This is a genomic window from Tundrisphaera macrotermitis (assembly GCF_051175315.1).
In the GTDB taxonomy this organism is placed as follows: domain Bacteria; phylum Planctomycetota; class Planctomycetia; order Isosphaerales; family Isosphaeraceae; genus Tundrisphaera.
The window spans coordinates 4,938,458-4,952,381 of record NZ_CP195100.1 but is presented as its reverse complement, the minus strand read 5'-3'; the positions used below and the strand labels follow the sequence as shown (position 1 = coordinate 4,952,381).

Here is a 13,924-nt window from a genome sequence, read left to right as displayed (position 1 = left end):
CGGGTCGGGATCGGCGGGCCTCCTGCCCCGTCATCATTGGGGGATACAAGGATGACGATAGCTCATGGCGTCGGCCGGGGCAAGCCGAGGCCCGCCTACGCCTACGCCGGGCGGGCGAAGGTGGCGACCATCGCGCGGGCGGTGCGGAGGCCGTCGACGGCCGCGCTGATGATCCCGCCCGCGTAGCCCGCCCCCTCGCCGCAGGGGTAGAGGCCGGCCACGGCCGGGTGCTGGCGCGAGGCATCGTCGCGGGGGATGCGGACCGGCGAGCTGCCGCGCGACTCGGGGCCGACCAAAGTGGCATCCCGCAGGAACATCCCCCGGAACCGGCGATCCATGGCGGGCAGGCCACGCTCCAGGGCCTCCATCACGACGGGCTGGAGGATCGTCCCGAGGTCGACCGGCTTCGTGCCCCGCTCGTAGCTCGACGGCAGCTTGCCCCGGCTGGCCCGGCCGCCCAGGAGGTCGCGGGCCCACTGGATCGGGGCCTTGTAGGTCCGGTCGGTCGCCAGGTAGGCCAGCCGCTCGGCCCGTTGCTGGAAGTGGACGCCCGCCAGGGGGTGGCGGCTGCCCATGTCCTCCGGGGTGATCGTCACCACGAGGCCGCTGTTGGCATAGGGGGAGTCGTGCCGGCTCTCGCTCATCCCGTTGGTGCAGAAGTAGCCCGGCTCGCTCACGCTGCCCATCACGTAGCCGCCGGCGCACATGCAGAAGGTGAACAGGTCCCGGCTGCCCGCGCGGACGTTCAGGTTGTAGTCCGCCGCCCCCAGCGCGGGGTGCTCCGAGAACGCCCCGTGGCGGGCGACGTTGACCTGCGTCTGCGGCTGCTCGATCCGGACGCCGAACTGGAACGCCTTGGCCTCCAGCGGCACGCCCCGGCGCAGGAGCATCCCGTACGTGTCCCGGGCGCTGTGGCCGATGGCCAGCACCGCCGCGTCGGCCGGGACGTGCCCGGAGCTGGTCATCAGCCCCCGGACCCGGCCGTCGCGGATCTCCAGGTCCTCGACCCGGCACGAGAACCGGATCTCCCCGCCCAGCGCCTCGAACTTCCGCCGCAAGGTCCGGACGATCAAGGGGAGCCGGTTCGACCCCAGGTGCGGGCGGGCCTCGTAGAGGATCGACGGCTTGCCATGGCAGTCGGCCAGGATCTCCAGGACGCGCTGGACGTCGGGCCCGGTGCCCCGGCTGGTGAGCTTGCCGTCGCTGAACGTGCCGGCCCCGCCCTCGCCGAACAGGTAGTTGCTCTCGGCGTCGACCGGCCCCCCCTTGTCGAACGCCCGGACGTCGGCCACGCGATCCTTGACGTCGCGGCCCCGTTCCAGGATCAGCGGCCGATACCCCTCCAGCGCCAGCATGTATCCGGCGAATAATCCCGCCGGCCCCGCGCCGATGATGACCGGCCGATGCTCCAGCGCCGCCTCCCCGGGCGCGGGCCAGACGAACCGCTCGGGCACGTACTCCGCCAGCCCCGGACCGGCCGGGTGGATCGGCGTGTCGGGCAGGTCGACCTCGGCCGCGTAGACGAAGTGGAGGTCGTCATGCTTGCGGGCGTCCAGGCTCTTGCGCAGGATCCGGTAATGGGCGATCCCCCCGGCCCCCACGCCCAGCCGCGCGGCCAGCTTCTCCGGCAGCGCCTGCTCGGGTTCGTCGAGTTCCAGGCGGATGTTGGCGACTTTCCAGGACATGATGACCGTTCAGGGTTGGGGCTTGGGGATGCCGTTGCTCGCAGGCGGGACCGTCATGGATGTTGTTCGCGGCGCGGGATGACAATTGTTGCCGGTCATCGATCCGGGTCAAGTCAGCCTGATCGGCCGCAGAATCATCGGGCATCGAAGGACGGTAGGGATCAAGTCTGGAGGTCGGCGTTTCTTGTAGCTGGCCTCTTCGAGGCCGGAAGCCGGCCGAGCCACGGGCCGTGTGGCGCGGCAATCACCGATCGGCCTGCCGCACTCCCGGCGGCCTCGCAGAGGCCACACACAATCGGCGGGATATCGACGAGAGTCTGGCTTCGCGAGAGAGATGCCCCCATCCGGATTACTTGACGCCTTGCTCGCCTTCGGCCCGAAGCAGACCAGTCTAGGTAGGGTGGGCACCGCCCACCTGCTTGAGTCGGCGTGGTGGGCGGTGCCCACCCTACCCAGGCTAGAGCAGGCCGTCTTCCGCCTGCTCCAGCACAAGTGTCCACCAGCATTCAGGGGTCTCAAATGCTCCAGCGTCGATCAGCAAGAGGCGTTCGCGTAGTTCGCGAACCATCGCGGCGGCTTCTTCCTCGGATTGTACCAGACCTACCCGTCTCGCGTAGTCAGCGTAGCCATCGACGAACCGCGATAGTTGACCGATGCTCGAATTGACGAAGCGAGTCGGCACCTGGCCTTCGAAGTCGATGGATAGGACCGAGCCGGTCGAAGGTTCGATGCAAAACTCTGTGCCCTCGTCATCCCCGATGACTGCGAATTGCCCTTTCGTCCGGGTTCTGACGCCATAGAAAGTCAGCAAGAGCGGCTCGTATTGCTCGGGCAGTTTCAGGGCAACCTCAGCTCCAATTGCCGCCAGATCCATCGAATCACCCCCGGCACCCTGTCATCGAAGCCTCTGTAGGGTGAGCACCGCCCACCTGTCCGAGCCGAAGTGGCGGGCTACCCACTTCAGGTCGACTTCGCGTTCTTGCCCGCCTTCGGCCCGAAGCAGACCAGGGTGATGTCGTCGGCCTGCTTCTGGCCGAGGGAGAACTCGCGGATCTCCTGGAGGATCGACTTGCCGACGGCCTCGGGGCCGCCCGGGGAGTCGGCGATGCGCTTGATGAGGCGGCGGTGCTCGCGGGAGTCGTAGATTTTTTCGGAGGGGCTGCGGGCGTCGGTCACGCCGTCGGAGTAGACGACCACCACGTCGCCGGGCTCGATGGTGGCCTCGGCCGACTTGTACTGCCAGCCGGGCATGATGCCCAGCGGGAACCCGCTGATGTCCTCGCCGATCTCCTCCACCTCGCCGTTGGCGCGGCGGATCATCAGCGGGGGGTGGCCGGCCGAGCAGAGGGTGATCTTCCTCGCCCCGATGTCCAGGAGGATCAGGCTCATGGTCATGAACTTCTCGTCGATGCCGGCGTCGCACATCAGGCCGTTGAGCTTGGCGATCGCGGCCATCGGCGTCGGCTCGGTGGAGACGCAGAATCGGGTGTCGCCGGAGAACTTGGCCATCATCAGGGCGGCGGCCACCCCCTTGCCCGCCACGTCCCCCAGGGCGATCCCGATCCGGTCGTCGGGCAGCGGGACGAAGTCGTAGTAGTCGCCCCCCACCTCGTAGGTGGGCTGGTAGAAGGCGAAGAACTCGAAGCCGGGGATCTTGGGGACGTCGTGCGGGAGGAACCGCTTCTGGACCGTCTCGGCGATCGCCAGGTCGCGGCCCAGGGCCACGCTCTTGAGCAGCTTCTCGTGCATCGCGGCGTTCTGGACCGCGATGGCCGCCTGGCCGGCCACGGCGGCCAGCACGTCGAGGTCGTCCTGGAGGAACTGGCGGCGGTCGCTGGTGTCCAGCTGGATGATGCCCAGGACCTCGCCGTCGGGCGTGACCAGCGGGACGCACATGACCGACCGGATCTTCAGCTCGGTGATCGAGTCGGTGATCTTCAGGTCGGAGTCGGCCCCGGCGTCCTGGCTGAGCATCGCCTTCTTCTGCTCGATCACGTGGTTGACGATCGTCCGGCTGATGCTCATGGGCACCTCGTCGGCGAACGGGGCGGCCAGCGACGATCGGCGGTTGGGGCGATACTTGAACGCCTTGCGGACCAGCTTCTTGCTGGCCGGGTCGATCAGGATCAGGAACCCCCGCTCCGACTGGGGGAAGAGTTCCATCAGGGAATCGACGATCTTGGGGGCGACGGTCTCGATCTTGAGGTCGCTGGACAGGTTGCGCGAGATCTCCAGGATCGCCTTGAGCTTGACCTCCGGGCGGACGGCGCTGGCCATGCTGCTGGTGCGCGAGGCGTCCAGCGTGTGGACGGCGTTGGACAGGTCGTCCTTGCCTTCGGTGACGATCATCTCGTCGCCGGGCGGGGTGGGCTGCGGTGGCCGGGCCGCCGGGGCCTGGGGGTAGAAGACGAACTCGACCTCGCAGATCTTGATCCGGTCGTTGGCCGAGAGCGTGGGCGCGGGCTGGTCGGGGTTGACCTTCTGGTTGTTCAGGAAGGTGAAGTTGCGCGAGTGGAGGTCGACCAGGGCGTAGCGGTCCCCGTCGCGGCGGATCTCGGCATGCTTGCGGCTGACGCCCGTCGAGTCGAGGATGATGTGGCAATCCTGGAGGCGCCCGATCACGAACGGATCGCCCTTGATCTCGATGATCTGGCCGGCGGGTTCGGGCCCGACCTTCTTCAGGACCGCCATGCGCTCTGCTCCATGATCGAGGCCACCACGACAGCGGGTTCCGACGGCGGGATCAGCCCTGGGCGTCCTTCTTCCTGAGCTCGACGAGGTGCCGGGCCAGGCGGTCCCGGGCGTCCCGGAGCCTGGCGGAGGCCGCCGGGGACAGCTTCAGCCGGGCCTCGTCTCGCCCCAAACGTAGGACGATTTCGAGGGCGAAATCGGCCAGGCCGGGGTCGTCGAGGCCGCCGAGGCCGCCGGGGCCGCCCGCGGAGAGCTCGCCGAGCACCTTCTCGGCGTCGCCGTCCAGGGCCAGCACGCCGAGCCGCATCACCCGCGCCAGGGCCTGGGCCTGGCCGCGGGACCGGGCCGGGAGGTTGTCCAGGATGGCGGCGAGCCCGACGAGCCGGTCGCGGTCGCGGGCCCGGAACAGCTCGCGGGCAACCTGGCCATAGGAACGATAGGCCAGGGACTCGTCGTTGGGAAAGAAGCCCGGGACGGCCACCCAGGCGGGCATCCGCTCCCCGGCCGTGGGCAGGAGCTGGGCGTGGCGATACTGGGCCAGGGCGTTCCCCCTCCGGGGCACGTCCCGCCAGCCCGGGGCGAGCCATCCGGCCGGGTGGGCGGGGCCCTGGGTGCCAGCCTTCGCGGAGAGCAGGTCGCGGGGGCGGGCCAGCCAGCCGGCCCCCGCACCCGCCAGCAGCCCCAGCGCCGAGGCCAGGGCCAGGGCCTTCTTGCCGGGCCGGGCGATCGGCAGCCGGAACGGCGGCCGGGGCGGTGCCTCGGCGGCGGGGCCGGGGGCCTCGGCGGCGGGCGCCGGGTTGGTGATCGGGACGGAAGGGTTCGAGCCGGTCCCGGGAGTCGCGGGGATGTTGGTCATCGAGGCGACGGCGATCGTCTCGCGGATCCGGGTCAGGTCGCGGAGCATCTCCGCGGCCGACTGGTACCGGTGGTCCGGGCTCTTGGCCATCAGCTTCATGACCAGCCGGGTCAGGTCGATCGGCAGGTCGGGGCGGTGGACCGACAGGTCGATCGGGGTGTCCGACACGTGCTTCATGGCCAGCGCCAGCGCCGTCTCGGCCCGGAACGGCGGCGACCCGCTGAGCATGTGGTAGAAGGTCACGCCCAGCGAGTACAGGTCGCTGCGGTGGTCCAGGGCCCGGCCCCGGGCCTGCTCCGGGCTCATGTACAGGGGCGTGCCCATCGTCACGCCCGGCTGGGTGACGTGGTGGGTGTCGTCGTCGAGGTTGCGCGACAGGCCGAAGTCGGCGACCTTGACCTGCCCCTTCTTGGTCAGCAGCAGGTTCTCCGGCTTGATGTCGCGGTGGACCAGGCCGACCTCGCCGGCCGCCCCCACCGCCGCGCCGGACTGCCGCATGATCGACAGGGCCAGCGCCAGGTCGGGCGGCCCCTTGCGCAGGAGGTACTCGCGGAGGTTGGTCCCGGCGACGTATTCCATCGCGATGAACCGGATCCCTTCGACGTTCCCCAGCGCATAGATGTGGACGATGTGCGGGTGGTTGAGCTTGGCCGCGGCGTGGGCCTCGGCCTCGAACCGGGCCAGGTAGGTCGGGTTGGTGAGCAGGTCCTTGCGGAGGACCTTCAGGGCCACCTCGCGGTTCAGGCTGATCTGGTGGGCGGCATAGACCTCGCCCATCCCCCCCTTGCCCAGGGGCCGGCCGATCCGGAAGTCGCCCAGGGTCAATCCTTCCATGGGCCGCCGGCCGTCGTTGGGGGCCGGGGCCGCGGGGTCGCCCTGGGAGAAGTCGGTGGTCGGGGATGTTCCGTCCGGCTGGCTCATGGCGGGCGCACCGTCATCCCGGGCCGCTCGCCGGGCCGGTGCCACGCCCATCGCGCGCCGCCCGCGTCGAGCCGTCGACCAGTGTACGCCATCCGGCCCGCCGCCGCAAATCCGGAGGGACTCCCCATCGAACATGAGAATTCGACGCCGCCGAGGGTCGATTCCCGCGCCTCGGGGTGGTAGATTCGAAGCTGATCCGGGACGATCGCCGGCACCGGGCCCGGCGCGACCGGGGACCAGGCGCGACGGGGGAGACGGCCATGACGATCCGCGTGCAAGTGGGATTCGCGGCGGCCCTGGGCCTGGCGGCCGCCGGCCTGGCCCTCCAGGCCCAGGCCCAGAACCCGATCGTCCCGCCCTACGGGATCACCGCCGCCAACCCCGACGGCAGCGCCTTCCAGACCCCGGTGGCGCGGGTGCTGCCCGACGCCATGCAGCAGGCCCCGGGGGAATGGGGCGAGATCATCACGGCCACCCCCAAGTGGCTGGTGGTCCAGAACGAACGCGGCCAGCAGTTCCCGATCCCGGTGGAGAACATCCGCCAGTTCCTGGTCCGGTGGCCCAGCTCGCCCGACCTGCTCACCCCGCAATCGCTGATCGAGGTCAACGGGTTCGGGGTGCAGAACAACACGATGGTCGCCGAGCACATCGACGTCTACGAGGCGGACGCCCGGTCGCTGGTCACCCCCACCTACCAGAGTTCCCACGGCTTCAACCGGACCATCACGGGATTCGACATCGACCAGATGCGGGTGGAGGGGATCACCAACTTCTGGACGCCCCAGGAGTGGATGACCCCCAACCAGATGCACGTCGTGGGCAACCCGATCGGCACCAACCCGGTGCGGGTCGCGGTCATGGGCTCCAACCAGCTCACCGTGATGCCCGGCCCCGAAGGGTTGACCGTCACCCAGATCACCCCGGGCACGTCCTCCTATGCCCGGCCGGGGGACCTTGTCTACGTCGTCTCCGAGACCGCCGGGGTCCGCGGCCTGGACGTGTCGCGGCTGGTCCTCTACAAGACCATGCCGCTCCACCAGTTCGCCCCCTGATCCCGGCCGGCCTCAGAGCTTCGGCGCTTCGGCGACCGACGGGCGATACAGCGGCAGGAAGCGGTAATACACCTCCAGCGTCAGGACCGAAAGCGCCGTCTCGTAGACGCGGCCGGCGCGGAGCCCCCAGCGATCGGGCTGGGGGAGGAACGGGCTCCAGCTCCCCCGGTCGCAGCCGTCGCCGCCGATCTGGGTGGCGACCAGCCCGTCGCGGATCTTCGGATTCCACTGCCGCCAGGCCTTGTTCTGCATGTTGTGCAGCAGCTGGGTGGCGTAGTACCAGTAATAGATGTTCCGCTCGCCCGACATCTGCAGCTCGCCCCACACGGCATTCACCCCTTTGACCAGCGCCGGCTTGTCGCGGGTCCAGCCCAGGTACTGGCGGCACAGCAGGCCCTCCGCGTTCATCGTGGGGGTGGGCGGGCGGCCGGGCATGTAGCCGTAGGCGGTCCCGTTGCGATCGCCGGCGGCGAGGTCCAGGTAGTGCGAGCAGCCCTTGAGGACGTTGGCCGAGACGTCGAGCCCCGCCAGGCGGGCCGAGCGGAGGGCGAACATCTGCCAGCCCAGGACCGACGTGTCGCCGGGCATCCCGGGGGAGTAGCGCCAGCCGCCATCCTGCTTGTTCTGGCCGCGCTCGATGAAGCCGATGGCCCGCTGGCAGGGCTCCTTGAGCCGGTCCTCCTTGCTCAGCCCGTAGGCCTCGCACAGGGCCATCGTGGCGATGGCGTGGGCGTAGAACTGGGCGTTGGGGAAGCCCTCGATGAACAGCTCCCCCTCCTTGGACTGGTGGGCCAGGAGCCATTCCAACCCGCGCCGGACGTTCTCCTGATAGGGGCTGGGCTGGGTGTGGATGTGCCCGGCGCCCAGGAACGGCAGGAGCGCCAGTCCGGTGGCGGCGGTGTCGCACTCGGCGAAGGTTTCGCCGGGGCAGCCGGGCTCGCGGTTGCATTCGCCCGCGACGTTGAGGTGCCAGCCGCCCGACTTGGCCTGGTGGCGGGCCAGCCAGGCCAGCCCCTCCTGGACGGCCTTCTCCGACCTGGTCGATCCCCCCTCGCGCCGGACCATCTCCCCCTTGGTCCCCGCCATCCGGCCGGCGAACGGGGCGGTCATGTCCTCGACGTGGACCTTGACGCCCGAGAGCCCGCCCCGGACGCCGTTGGCGGCCCGGATCTCCGCGGACAGGCCGGCCGCGTCATCGCGGATCGAGCGGCTGGCGACCACCAGATCGGGCGAGAACCGGAGCCGCTCCGACGGCGGGGGCTGGGCGATCGTCGCGTCGGCCGGCTCGATCGCCAGCGACGGCGTGTCCGGGGTCTGCTCGGCGTTGAACGGGTCGCCCGACTGGTCGGCCGGGCCCAGCGAGGTGATGTCGTCGGTGGGCATCGCGATGAACGAGCCGGCGAACTCGCTCTCGGCGGGCCCGGAGGTCACGTAGGCGAACGTCGCCAGGACCACCAGCGCCACGGCGTGGATCAGCAGGCTGGTCCCCCACGACGGGAGGTCTTCGACCCACGCCGGGGCCTCCCGGTCGAGGCGATGCAGGAGCCGACGGACGCGGACCCCGGCGATCCGCCTCCAGCGCGGTCGAGCAGCATGCGGCATGATGGCGACGGTCCCCGGGGCCGGTTCGGACGATCGAGCGGTCGGACGACGGCGGCCGGGAGGGACCGCGAGAGAGGGCGGCCGGGCACCATCACCCCCTTATGGTAACGCCGCCGGCCGCATCGGGAAGACACCCCGACCTCGAATTGTCGGCGGATATTCTCCCCGCTACGATGAAGACGCCGCCCGTCCCCCTATCCTTCAATCCTGGGCCGCCCTGAGAACATGCCCATGGACATCGACCTGCCCGAAGACCTTATCGCCATGCTCCGGGCCCGCGTCCTCGGGGGTCAGTTTTCCTCGATCGACGACGCCGTGGCCGAGTCCCTCCGACGGATGTTCGGCATGCCCGTCCGCGAGGAGGATCGCCCGATCGCCGGCACGGCCGACCAGGGCCCGATCGGCTTGATGAATGCCGCGAGCGAACGAGCGTCGGGCCCCGATCCGGTCCTGGGATCGATGCGAGATGCGGCCGAGGAACTTGATGAGATGGTCGCAGATGCGATGAAACGAAGAGCCCGCCGTGCCCTCGATGCCAAGCTGCTCGAAGGGTTGGAGGGGGAAACGATCGAGATGACCCGGGCCGATTGGGACTCGATCCGACGCGAAGCCCGGGAAGTCCTCGATGATGGGGAGACGACCCATTCCTGAGCGGCCGGGTGGCTGTGGTTGGCTTGCCAACCACGGCGCCCACGAGCCTGATCCACTTCGATGGCCGAGGTCGGCCGACCGTACGACCGCGATGACCTTGACGATTCGAGCCCTGGACATTCCTTGAGGGATCAGGTCTGTCGCGAGAGGACTCGATGCTGGGCCGGTCGACCCTGGGCATCGACGACGATCGGGCTCGCCGGCGCCGTGGTTGGCAAGCCAACCACAGCCACCCAGACGGTTTCAGGCGATGTTCGGTCGATCGGCGAGACATGGCAAGCGAATCGGGGCGACGTAGATCATGAGCGGCGACTGATCGGTTCAACCCACCGGCTGATCCCGGTCGTCGAAGCGTTCCACCTCGGCCCAGCCCAGCGATTCGAGGGCGGGGGCGACCGAGTCGGCGTCGGCCACGACCACGATGGTGAAGGCGTCCGGGGCGACCTGGCGGCCGGCGGCCTCGACCAGGGTCGAGAGGGTCACGGCTTCGAGCCGTTCGGCGAACCGGGCGTGGTGGTCGGCGGGGAAGCCGTGGAGGAACAGCCCGGCATAGCGGGCGACCAGGGCCGAGGGGGTCTCGAACTGGCGGGCCTGCCCCTCGATGAGGGAGCGGCGGGCGTCGTCGAGTTCGGCGGCGGTCGGCGGCCGGTCGTTGAGCAGGGCGGCCACCTCGCCCCGGAGGTCTTCCAAAGCCTCGCCCAGGCGGTCGGCCTGGAGCGACGACGAGACCAGGAACGGCCCGGCGGCGCGTCGGCAATCGAAGTGGGAGCGGACCCCGTAGGTGAAGCCCTTCTCCTCGCGGAGCTTGCTGTTGAGCCTTGAGGTGAATTGCCCGCCCAAAATCTGGTTCCAGACCATCAGGTCGGTGTAGTCGGGGTCGAGCCGGTGGGTGCCGACGTGCCCGGCCCGGACCACCGCCTGCGGGGCGCCGGGGCGATCGAGCAACAGCAGGCGGATGCCCGACGGACGGTCCGGCCGGGCCAGGGCCGGCGGCGTCTCCGGGGCGGGGCCCGACCAGCCGGCCAGGGCGTCGTCGATCCGGGCGGCGATCGCCTCGGGGTCGACGTCGCCGGCCACCACGCAGGCGGCGTGGGCCGGGACGTAGCGGGCCCGGTGGAAGGCGCGGGCGTCCTCGCGGGTCAGCCGGGCCACGGTCGATTCGTCGCCGTCGACGGGCAGGCGGAACGGGTGGTCGGACGGGTACAGGGCCCGGAGCAGGGCCCGCCCGGCGCGGGTCTCGGCGCTGTCGCGGCCGGCCCGCAGCCCGGCCAGGGTCTGGGCGTGGATCCGGTCCCACTCCTCGGCCGGGAAGCTCGGGTTGAGCAGGACGTCGGCCGCGAGGTCGAGGCTGGCGGCCAGGTGGGGGGTCAGGCACTGGAAGCCGACCGACGCCCCGTCCCAGCCGGCGGAGACGGACAGAGATGTCCCCATCCCCTCGGCGGCCAAGGCGATCTGGTGCGAGGTCCGTTTCTCCGTCCCCTCGTCGAGCAGGTCGGCGGTCAGCCCGGCCAGCCCGCCCCGGTCCGGCCCGTGGGTGGCGGCCCCGGCGTCCAGGATGAACGTGGCGGCGACAATCGGCAGGTCCCGGCGCGGGATCACCCACAGGGGGACGCCGCAGCGCAGGACCCTCGGCTCGGGCACCGGCGCCCGGAACGGGGCGGCCGGCGCGGCGGGGGGCGGGACCTTGCGGTCGAGCGGCTGCGCGGCCGGGGCCGGCTTGCGGCCCAGGACGGTCAGGCCGACGCGGGGCTTGCCGGCCAGGTAGTCCCGCGCCGCGTCCTGGATGTCCTCGGGCGTGACGGACTGGTAGCGGGCCAGGTCGGAGGTGATCCGGCCGGGGTCGCCCAGGTAGATGTTAAAGGCGTTGAGCCGGTCGGCCACCCCGCCGAACCCGCCCACGTTGTCCAGCGCGTAGAGGAACCCGGCCAGGCGGCCGTTCTGGACCCGCGTGAGTTCCTCGGGCTCCACGCCCCGGCCGGCGATCCGCGCCAGCTCCTCGTCGACGATCGCCTCGGCCTCCTCCCACGACTGGCCGGGGCGCAGGGTCACGGTCACGCCGAACGACCCGGCCAGCTCCCGGCCCGACTGGTAGGCCGACGCGTCCTGGGCCAGCCCGGTCTCGACCACCAGGCGGCGGAACAGGCGGCTGGTCTTGCCCCGGCCCAGGATGTCGGCCAGCAGCACCAGCGGGGCGTCGTCGGGCTCGAACTGGCGGACCGTGTGCCACTTCAGGTAGATCCGGTCCAGCTCGACCCGGTCGCGGACCGTGATCGTCTTGGACTCGGACAGCGAGGCGTCGGGGGCGTGGGGCGTCAGCGACCGGGTGCCGCCGGGCAGGTCGCCGAAGTAGCGCTCGGCCAGGGCGAAGGCGCGGTCCTCGTCGATGTCGCCGACGATCGCCAGGCTGGCGTTGGCCGGGACGTAGAACCGGCGGAAGAACGCCTCCACGTCGTCGCGGGTCGCCGCCTCGACGTCCTCCATCACCCCGATCGTGGTCCAGCTATAGGGGTGGTCGGGGGGATACAACGCCTCGGAGAGCAGCCGCCAGGCCATCCCGTAGGGGCGGTTGGCCACGTTCTGGCGGTACTCGTTCTTGACCACGTCCTTCTGCACCCGGATCTTGTGGTCGTCCAGCGCGGGCAGGAAGTGCCCCATCCGGTCCGACTCCATCGCCAACGCCAGCTCGACGTGGGCGGCGGGCAGGTCGGCGAAGTAGTTGGTCCGGTCCGACGAGGTCGAGCCGTTGATGCTCGCCCCCTTCTTCTGCAAAGGCTTGAAGAAGTCGCCCGGATAATGCTCCGAGCCTTCGAACATCAGGTGTTCGAATAAATGCGCGAACCCCCTCTGCCGGCGCTCCTCGTTCTTGGAGCCGACGTGATACCACAGGTTCACGGCGACGACCGGCAGCGGCCCCTGGCGGCGGGCGATCACGTCGAGGCCATTGCCCAGGGTCGTCCTGGCAAACCGGATCTCGGGGAGCTTCAGGGGGGGATTCACGGTTCGGGGGCGTCCCACGCGAGGAAATTCGGGCCGGGTTCGTCACAACCCCACATTAACCCAAGTAATGTCCCGTGCCTACCGGCCCGCGCACCCCGATCGATGATCGATGCGCGGGGCGGCCCCGCCGGGAAATCCTTCCTCACCCCGCCCGGTTGGGATACAATGTCCGCTCTCCGGTGGGATCAGATGGCTCCGGGCCGTGGCGACGCGCATCGTCGGCGTCGCCCGATGCCGGGAGCCCCGGGCGGCGATGGCGTGGATACCGAGATGGCCCGAACCAAGGTCCGGTCGTGAACTGGGACGACATCATCGTCGACGCCGCCGCGACCGACACCGGCATGCGGCGCTCGAACAACCAGGATAGCCACACGATCGTCCACGCCTCGAAGGCGGAGACCTGGAAGCAGCGTGGGCACGTCTTCATGGTCGCCGATGGCATGGGCGCCCACGCCGTCGGCGAACTGGCCAGCAAGCTGGCCTGCGACAACATCCCGCACAACTACATCAAGGCCCGCGTCGGCCCCCCGGCCGAGGCGATCGTCAAGGCCTACAAGGAAGTCGGCGTCCTGATCCACGGCAAGGCGACGGCCAACAAGGATTTCCAGGGGATGGGCACCACCGCCTCCACCCTGATCCTCCTGCCGGCCGGCGCCATGATCGCCCACATCGGCGACTCGCGGGTCTACCGCGTCCGCCAGGGGCGGATCGACCAGCTTTCCTTCGACCACAGCCTGGCCTGGGAACTGGTCAAGCGCGGGCTCCTGCCCGCCGACAAGGCGAGCAAGGCCGTCCCCCGGAACGTGATCACCCGCAGCCTCGGCCCCGACCCCAACATCGAGGTCGACATCGAGGGGCCCTGGCCGGTCGAGCAGGGCGACGTCTTCCTGCTCTGCTCCGACGGCCTGTCCGGCCCGCTCGAAGACCACGAGATGGGCGCCTTCGCCGGCAACTTCCACCCCAAGGACGCCTGCCGGTACATGATCCACCTGGCCAACCTCCGGGGCGGCCTGGACAACATCACCGTGGTCCTGGCCCGGATCGGCCCCTGGGTCGACCCCGACTCCGCCGCCGACGCCCCCGCCATGGCCGACGGCCCCCGGCCCGACGCGGCCAAGAAGAACGGGTGGATCAAGAACCTGTCCGGCCTGATCGGCAAGAAGAAGGGGCCCGAGGCCCCGGCCGAGGAAGAACACCGCTACCGCTCCTGCGAGTGCCCGATCTCCGAGGAGCTGGTCGACAGCCTCGCCGAGCTCGTCCGCAAGATCCAGGCGGTCGCCATCGAGCAGACCTGGCCGGTCGAGTGGCCGGTGCTGGCCGCCCGCCGACGGCAGGCCGGCGCCGCCCGCGAGGCCGGCCGGCTCCGCCTGGCGCTCCGCGACCTCGGCGAGTCGATCGAGATGCTCGGCACGGCCGGGCGGATCCACCGCAAGATGGGCGCGTCCAACGGGGGCTGACCGGGGAGCCGC

General features: G+C 70.4%; 9 protein-coding genes. 2 read left to right on the top strand and 7 right to left on the bottom strand.

Going from position 1 to position 13,924, the window contains the following annotated elements:
- Positions 1-101: 101 nt before the first annotated feature.
- The 4 genes from TA3x_RS20030 to TA3x_RS20015 all read right to left on the bottom strand — a co-directional run bounded on the left by TA3x_RS20030 (position 102) and on the right by TA3x_RS20015 (position 6,153).
- On the bottom strand, positions 102-1,685 hold the full coding sequence (locus TA3x_RS20030) for an NAD(P)/FAD-dependent oxidoreductase (protein ID WP_435016440.1): 1,584 nt from the start codon (positions 1,683-1,685) through the stop codon (positions 102-104).
- Positions 1,686-2,142: 457 nt separating this feature from the next.
- Entirely contained in the window at positions 2,143-2,559 is a 417-nt protein-coding gene (locus TA3x_RS20025) for an SUKH-4 family immunity protein (protein ID WP_435016439.1), read from the bottom strand.
- Between the two features lie 86 nt (positions 2,560-2,645).
- Positions 2,646-4,376 (bottom strand): SpoIIE family protein phosphatase, encoded by a 1,731-nt coding sequence (locus TA3x_RS20020; protein ID WP_435016438.1) that lies wholly within the window; start codon positions 4,374-4,376, stop codon positions 2,646-2,648.
- Between the two features lie 52 nt (positions 4,377-4,428).
- Positions 4,429-6,153 (bottom strand): serine/threonine-protein kinase, encoded by a 1,725-nt coding sequence (locus TA3x_RS20015; protein WP_435016437.1) that lies wholly within the window; start codon positions 6,151-6,153, stop codon positions 4,429-4,431.
- A gap of 260 nt (positions 6,154-6,413) precedes the next feature.
- Here TA3x_RS20015 and TA3x_RS20010 point away from each other — a divergent pair, with 260 nt between their 5' ends.
- Entirely contained in the window at positions 6,414-7,205 is a 792-nt protein-coding gene (locus TA3x_RS20010) for a hypothetical protein (RefSeq protein ID WP_435016436.1), read from the top strand.
- 12 nt (positions 7,206-7,217) lie between these two features.
- Here the strand turns inward: TA3x_RS20010 and TA3x_RS20005 are convergent, their stop codons facing one another.
- The 3 genes from TA3x_RS20005 to TA3x_RS19995 all read right to left on the bottom strand — a co-directional run bounded on the left by TA3x_RS20005 (position 7,218) and on the right by TA3x_RS19995 (position 12,455).
- Positions 7,218-8,807, bottom strand: a complete 1,590-nt coding sequence (locus TA3x_RS20005; RefSeq protein ID WP_435016435.1) for a prenyltransferase/squalene oxidase repeat-containing protein — start codon at positions 8,805-8,807, stop codon at positions 7,218-7,220.
- Positions 8,808-9,008: 201 nt separating this feature from the next.
- Positions 9,009-9,452, bottom strand: a complete 444-nt coding sequence (locus TA3x_RS20000) for a hypothetical protein (protein WP_435016434.1) — start codon at positions 9,450-9,452, stop codon at positions 9,009-9,011.
- Between the two features lie 327 nt (positions 9,453-9,779).
- Positions 9,780-12,455, bottom strand: coding sequence for a M16 family metallopeptidase (locus TA3x_RS19995; protein WP_435016433.1), 2,676 nt, complete (start codon positions 12,453-12,455; stop codon positions 9,780-9,782).
- Positions 12,456-12,748: 293 nt separating this feature from the next.
- Here TA3x_RS19995 and TA3x_RS19990 point away from each other — a divergent pair, with 293 nt between their 5' ends.
- Positions 12,749-13,912, top strand: coding sequence for a PP2C family protein-serine/threonine phosphatase (locus TA3x_RS19990; protein WP_435016432.1), 1,164 nt, complete (start codon positions 12,749-12,751; stop codon positions 13,910-13,912).
- Positions 13,913-13,924 lie beyond the last annotated feature (12 nt).

What these genes read in the sequence shown, in the direction of transcription:
- TA3x_RS20030 (WP_435016440.1), bottom strand. Translation starts at nt 1,685, where the DNA reads ATGTCCTGGAAAGTCGCCAACATCCGCCTGGAACTCGACGAACCCGAG.
- TA3x_RS20025 (WP_435016439.1), bottom strand. Translation starts at nt 2,559, where the DNA reads ATGGATCTGGCGGCAATTGGAGCTGAGGTTGCCCTGAAACTGCCCGAG.
- TA3x_RS20020 (WP_435016438.1), bottom strand. Translation starts at nt 4,376, where the DNA reads ATGGCGGTCCTGAAGAAGGTCGGGCCCGAACCCGCCGGCCAGATCATC.
- TA3x_RS20015 (WP_435016437.1), bottom strand. Translation starts at nt 6,153, where the DNA reads ATGAGCCAGCCGGACGGAACATCCCCGACCACCGACTTCTCCCAGGGC.
- TA3x_RS20010 (WP_435016436.1), top strand. Translation starts at nt 6,414, where the DNA reads ATGACGATCCGCGTGCAAGTGGGATTCGCGGCGGCCCTGGGCCTGGCG.
- TA3x_RS20005 (WP_435016435.1), bottom strand. Translation starts at nt 8,807, where the DNA reads ATGCCGCATGCTGCTCGACCGCGCTGGAGGCGGATCGCCGGGGTCCGC.
- TA3x_RS20000 (WP_435016434.1), bottom strand. Translation starts at nt 9,452, where the DNA reads ATGGGTCGTCTCCCCATCATCGAGGACTTCCCGGGCTTCGCGTCGGAT.